General features: G+C 24.2%; 5 protein-coding genes and 2 pseudogenes. 1 reads left to right on the forward strand and 6 read right to left on the reverse strand.

What is annotated here, in order from left to right; translation table 11 throughout:
• Positions 1-24: 24 nt before the first annotated feature.
• Positions 25-430 (reverse strand): annotated as a pseudogene (locus ACTG3S_RS13740) (bifunctional metallophosphatase/5'-nucleotidase); the annotation flags it as partial.
• A 663-nt stretch (positions 431-1,093) separates the two neighbouring features.
• Here ACTG3S_RS13740 and ACTG3S_RS13745 point away from each other — a divergent pair.
• Positions 1,094-1,574, forward strand: a pseudogene (locus tag ACTG3S_RS13745) (IS30 family transposase); the annotation flags it as partial.
• A gap of 683 nt (positions 1,575-2,257) precedes the next feature.
• On the opposite strand, the gene ACTG3S_RS13750 reads toward ACTG3S_RS13745, so the two are convergent.
• From ACTG3S_RS13750 to ACTG3S_RS13770, 5 genes are all read right to left on the reverse strand, one after another.
• On the reverse strand, positions 2,258-2,971 hold the full coding sequence (locus ACTG3S_RS13750) for a LytR/AlgR family response regulator transcription factor (protein WP_439129905.1): 714 nt from the start codon (positions 2,969-2,971) through the stop codon (positions 2,258-2,260).
• Between the two features lie 5 nt (positions 2,972-2,976).
• A complete protein-coding gene (locus ACTG3S_RS13755) occupies positions 2,977-3,294 on the reverse strand; it encodes an Hpt domain-containing protein (RefSeq protein ID WP_439129906.1) in 318 nt (105 codons plus the stop codon).
• Position 3,295: 1 nt separating this feature from the next.
• A complete protein-coding gene (locus tag ACTG3S_RS13760; protein WP_439129907.1) occupies positions 3,296-4,339 on the reverse strand; it encodes a sensor histidine kinase in 1,044 nt (347 codons plus the stop codon).
• A 1-nt stretch (position 4,340) separates the two neighbouring features.
• Positions 4,341-5,486, reverse strand: a complete 1,146-nt coding sequence (locus ACTG3S_RS13765; RefSeq protein ID WP_439129908.1) for an FIST signal transduction protein — start codon at positions 5,484-5,486, stop codon at positions 4,341-4,343.
• A partial coding sequence (locus ACTG3S_RS13770; protein WP_439129909.1) for a sensor histidine kinase occupies positions 5,486-6,197 on the reverse strand: 712 nt, incomplete at its 5' end. The genes ACTG3S_RS13765 and ACTG3S_RS13770, both read right to left, overlap by 1 nt.

Genomic DNA, 6,197 nt, shown 5'->3' on the forward strand with positions numbered 1-6,197 from the left:
TTGTATCGGTAAATAAATTGAATTTTACACTAAAATAGTGGTTTCATTAGAAGTTTTATTATCATTTTCATCAAAATAAAAATCTACTCCACCCAAATTAATACCATAAGCCCCAACTTGATTCACAAGCATGTTTTTATCTTGTTTATTTTTTACAATAGTAGGTTTTGGTAAAAATGTATGCGTGTGTCCACCAATAATTAAATCAATATTTTCTGTTGCTTTTGCTAAATTTAAATCAGAAATTTTATTTGGGTTTTTCTTGTAATAATATCCTAGATGAGACAAGCAAATAACCAAATCGCATTTTTGATTGTTTTTTTAATTTCCTAGAAATATCTTGAGTAATCTCAACTGGATTTAAATACTTCGTTTCTTTATATAGTTTTGAATCTACCAATCCTTCTAGTTCAATTCCTAATAAAAAAATTTAATAACTCAGATTCAAATATAATTTTATAAAAACAGAAATGAAAAAAATATAAAATAAATTACTCAACATGTTTAATATCATAAAATTAAAAAAAATTAATCTAAGATTATAAAGAGAAAAGTAAATTAATATTTTTTTTTATTAGAAGAAAACGATAAGATAATCAAAACCTAATAAGTTAGAGTCAAATTTTATCTAAAGTAAGAAAAGAGATAAATTTTAAAAATTTATCTCTTTAATTAAATAACCACTATTAAAAACATAAACTTGATTTTACAAATAAGAAAAAGTGTAATTTTAAACAATATTTTGTAAATTGAGTAAAATTAAATTGTAATAAAAGTATGTTTTTAATAAAATAGCACACTATAATTTTAATAAATTATACCAAACCTGGGGGGAAAATATAAATGAAAAGGATTATAGTGCGCCAAAAAAACATTATAAAAGAAATAAAACTCCCAATATTTCAATTATTATTCAAATATATTTTTTTTGTTTGAAATGATAAATCCTAAAAGGATGAATAACTTAATACCTTGGACATAATGGTCATTTATGAAGATTACTATCCATTCAATAACTTAGCAAAACAAATCTTAATTAATAGATTTGTAAGATGGAAGTAAAAAAAATAGACGATTATCATTAAAAGAAAGAGTGATCATTCAAAGGCTATTAAAGGATGATAAGTCCAAATATTATATCACAAATAAACTTGGTAGATCTCGATCAACTATTGGTAGAGAAGTTAATAAATTTGTCACTCATCAGGAGAATTAAATGATGCTGATTTAGCTCATTGGGGTGCTAAAGAAGACTATTAAAATAAAAGAAATCTTGATTAAAATAATAACATATACTTGGCTAAAAGTTTTTGTCTATAAATGACATTTATCAAATTGGACTCAAGAACAAATTTCAGTTATAATTAAAAAATTATATCCTAATAATATTGTAATGTCTATTTATCACGAAGCTATTTATAGACACATTTATACAAGGATACAAGCCTCTTTTAAAAAAAAAACTATTACAAAAGAAAACAAGGCGAAGACCTATCAAATAAAGAAGTGTTGCAGGCTCTAAAATAGTCAACCAAGTCACTATTGATTATAGACCCAAGTATATTGATGACAGATAGAAATAGGACATTAATTACTAAAAGACATTCTAGTAAAGAGATTTTAAGAAATAATAAACTTATAATTAAACTTTAATTTTTATTTAAACAACTAATATCTTTCTTAAAATAAAATCTGTTAGATATTTATATGTTTGATTAATTAATTTTTTTTTCTTTTAGTTAGATTTTATTTTTATAAGTATTAAAAACATTTTGAATTATTATACACAATTATTTAAATGATGTATAAATTTTATATGATTATTGATTTTTTTTAAGTGTCAATCATTAAAAAAAGAATTACTTAGAAATATTAATTGGTTTATACCAATATGGAGTTTTAAAATAAAATTTATTACAACAACTACACTTATATAACCTTGATTCGATTATTTTAGGGAAAAGAAATTTTCCTAACCTTTTTATGTAAGAAGATTTACAACCTGGACAAATAACATTTTTAATACAACTTTTATTGTGTCTAACTTTTATCTTATTTTTCATTTATTATAAATTAATTTATAAATTATTTTATAAATTAAAAAAAAATTAAGAAAATATAAAGAATTTAATGATTAAACTAGAAATAGTATGTATGAACGTAGTAATAATTAGGATATATCAATAAAGTGTCTTTAAAAATATAAATAAGTTAAATATAAGTTTTTAAAGTAACATATTTTTTTAATTAGTGTATATTAAACTATATTTAAACGGTTTTTTAAATTTATCCTATATTTTTTGCCAATTGGAATTACTTTCTTTTTAATAACAATAGTGTTTTCTTCTATATCTACAATTTTATTTAAATTAATTATATATGATTTGTGTACTCTAAAAAAGTTTTTTGATGGTAGTTTTTGTTCAATATTTTTTAAAGGACTATTAACTTTATATATTTCAGTATCTGTTGAAATTAAAATATAATTTCTATCGGACTGAATTAAATTTATTTCATTTATTGATAATCTGATTAACCTATGATTTATATTTACAAAAATAAAATCTGATAAATAATTTTGATTCTTTTCTGAAATTTCAGAATCTGTAATCGTACCAATATCAATCGTTTTTATTTTTTCTATAGATCTTTCTAAAGAATCTAAAGTAAGTGGTTTTAATAAATAATCAACAATATTTAAGTATTTAAAAGCTTTTATAGCAAATTGGTCATCAGAAGTAATTAAAACAATTTTTGTTTTATGTTTAAGAGTTTCTACAAAATCAAAACCATTAAAATCTGGCATATGTATGTCTAAAAATATTAAATCAACCTTGGTCGTATTTAAAAATTTCATAGCTTGAATTGCACTAGAAAATTCTTCAATAATATTTAGTGATTCAATTTCATTACACAAGGTTTTTAAAATAACCCTTGACATTTTTTCATCATCTATAATAATACAATTCATAAAAGTTATATAGTTTCTATATAATTTGTAATTGCTATTAAAATTTTCTCAAAATCTTGCTGTCTTTCTAAACTATGCTCACGAAGATTATGTTCAAACTCATTAGCTAATTTGTAACTCTTTTCAAGTCCTAAAATACTAATTTTATGTTTAAGTCTATGAACATTTTCTTCTATTTTTTTAAAATCTTTTTGTTTTAGACTTTCAAAATAATCTTTTTTTTCTTCTGGAAACTCTGTTTTTACAACACTTATCAATTCGTTTTTTATAGACTCGCGTCCTCTTGCCAATTGGTTTATATATTCTAAATTAGGTTTCTCCATGTTATTTTTTTATACTGAAATAAAAGGTTGAACCTACATTTAAATCAGACTCTAACCAAATTTTACCATTATAAACTTCTACTAGTTTTTTAACTATAGACAAACCAATGCCTGCAGATTTGTAATCGTTTTCTAATTTTTGAAATGCAACAAATATTTTATTAAAAAATTGTTTATCAATACCTTTTCCATTGTCTTTTATGTAAAAATTCCAAAATTCTAATTCTTCTGTAAAACCAATTTTTATAACCGTTTTTTCTTTATCATTAAATTTAATAGCATTGTCTATTAAATTGATCAATAATTGCTCAAGTCCAAATTTATCTCCTTTAATTTTAGGTAATGTATTCGGAATTATAAATTCAATATTACCAGCGTTAAATTTTTCTTCTGTAATTTCATTAACAAGAACTTGTACGTCTACTTCGTAAAAGTCTGTTTGTTTTTTTCCAATAGTAGAGTATTGTAAAATACCTTTTATTAAGGTATCCATTTTTTCTACGTTATCTCTAATAAGCTTTAAGCTTTTTTTACCTGAACTATCTAAAACATCTGCATAATCTTCTTGAATCCAAACTATTAAAGCCTCTATACTTTGTAATGGTGATTTTAAATCGTGAGAAACCATATGTGCATAATCATTTAATTCTTGATTTTGACGCTCTAAGTTCTTTACTAATAAATCTTTTTGTTTATTTATATTAATAATTTCTTTGGTTTGAGAATCGATAAAGTCTACTAATTTTAAAGAGTCTGTAGTTTCTTTTGGACGCTCTTTATTTAAATCGTAAACCTGTAATTGATCTATTACATTTTCTAACTTAGCAATTACTTTTTTTTGAGATACTGACTCTTCTCTTAATTGTTGATTTGCAACAAAAAGTTCTTCTGAGCTAATTTTTGTGGCTCTTTGAAGCATAGAAAACTGCTCATCTGCTGTAGTATAAGATTTGTTTACTGCATCTAAAAACTTATCTAAATCTTTTTTATATTTAAATTCTTTAGGAAGATATTTTCTTATTTGTCTTTTTATAAGTGGATTCATCCTACTCGCTTATTAAAGTAACTGCCATGGTTTGATTATGCAGTTGACAATTATTTTCTCCTCTAAATGGAGCTATTTCTCCATATGAATATAGACCTGTAATTGTTGTTGTATTTCCTACAACCTCCATTACTTCTTCTACCTCTTCTTCTACTCTTTGATCGAGTACTAATTTTCTACCAATACAACTTACTAATATTGCTAATTCTGGTTTGTTATTTCTTAATTCAGATGCATTTAATGCTGCTTGTTCTGCACCATTTACAATATTATCTACATTGGTCATCATTAATTGTACTTTAGAATCTTCAAAAATATCTCCAGCTAAAATCATAGAGTTATCAGCTTCGTTAATATTTAAAATAGAGCGAACAATTTTTTGTTTTTCGTTGTCTGTTTTTACGTTTAAAGGATACAGTAATGCTGCTCCTGGAAGTTCTTTAGATTTTTCGCCTAAATATTTCTTATACAAGTCTAACGCTGGTAAATTGTCTAACTCGTATAAAACATTTCCTTTAGATTTTGTTACAATTCTTTCTGGCCCAAAAGGAGTCCAACCACTATTGATAGAGAAAGATACCTCTAAAGTTTCTCCATACAAACCAATAGCAACAATTTCTCCTTGTTTTGGGTTTTCATTGTAAGAAGATAAAGTTTTTTCAAACCTTGCACCATCACCACATAATGCTCCTGTAATTAGCAAGTTATCTTCTGTGGTTCCATTCATACCTTTTGTTAATTGACTTCCATTAACAAAACTTCCCTCAGATAACACAAAAACATACTTTAACCCTTCTTTTGGTAACTGATTAATTAAATTTTTACCAACACTAAGACTATCTATTGGTGACTTAGAAATTGAGTCTAAAACGTTAGTAGTTTTAATTATAAAAGAACTTTTTTCAAATTCTATAGCTGTAATTGTTAAACTATCGTCATTTACAGATATTGAAGAAATATCTCCAGATGCAGAACCAAAAACAATATGACCGTTTTTAAATAAAGATTTTATTTCATTAACAATTTCATCATCTTCTAACATAAATCTATTACCAAAAACTAACACTAATGGTGCAACTAAATTTATTTTTTCAGATAGGTACTGCCAATCAGAATTACTTTTTTTTCTAAGTTGTACTATTTTCATTAGGTTGTTTTTTTTAGGGTAAAATAAAAAATAGTTCCAACATTTGGTTCGCTTTCCAACCAAATTTCTCCTTTATATAAATCGATTATTTTTCTAACGATTGATAATCCAATTCCTGAGGAATCTTCACTTTTATTTAAAGAATGAAACGCTTCAAAGATTTTATCATAATATTTTTTTTCGATACCAATTCCATTATCTTTAATTGAAAATTGATAATACATTGGTTTTTCTATACAATCAATTTCTACAATACCTTTTTCTTTATCAGAAAATTTTATTGCATTACTTATAAAGTTTTGAAATAACTGTTGAAATTTTGTTTTATCACCAATAATTACTGGCAATTTAGTTAACACGTTTAATGAAATATTTTCTGGTATAAAGAGTACCTTTCTTAAATCATTTAATGTTTTATTTAGATCTACACTTTCTTGTTTGTGTGTGTTTGCGCCTGCACTAGAATATTCTAAAACATCAGAAATCAGTTTTTCCATAGTTTCTAATGTTTTTTCTATTAAATTAAAGTTTTGAATGGTTACATCATCAAACTTATCTGCATTATCCATCTTAATCCAAGAGACCAAGGCATCTATACTTCTTAATGGTGATTTTAAATCGTGTGAAACAATATGAGCATATTCATGTAAGTCTTTGTTTTTTTGCTCTAATTCTTTTAAAATATTTTCTTTTTGAAATTGTAAGGTTTTT

Source organism: Polaribacter sp. (genome assembly GCF_965656025.1).
Lineage (GTDB): Bacteria > Bacteroidota > Bacteroidia > Flavobacteriales > Flavobacteriaceae > Polaribacter.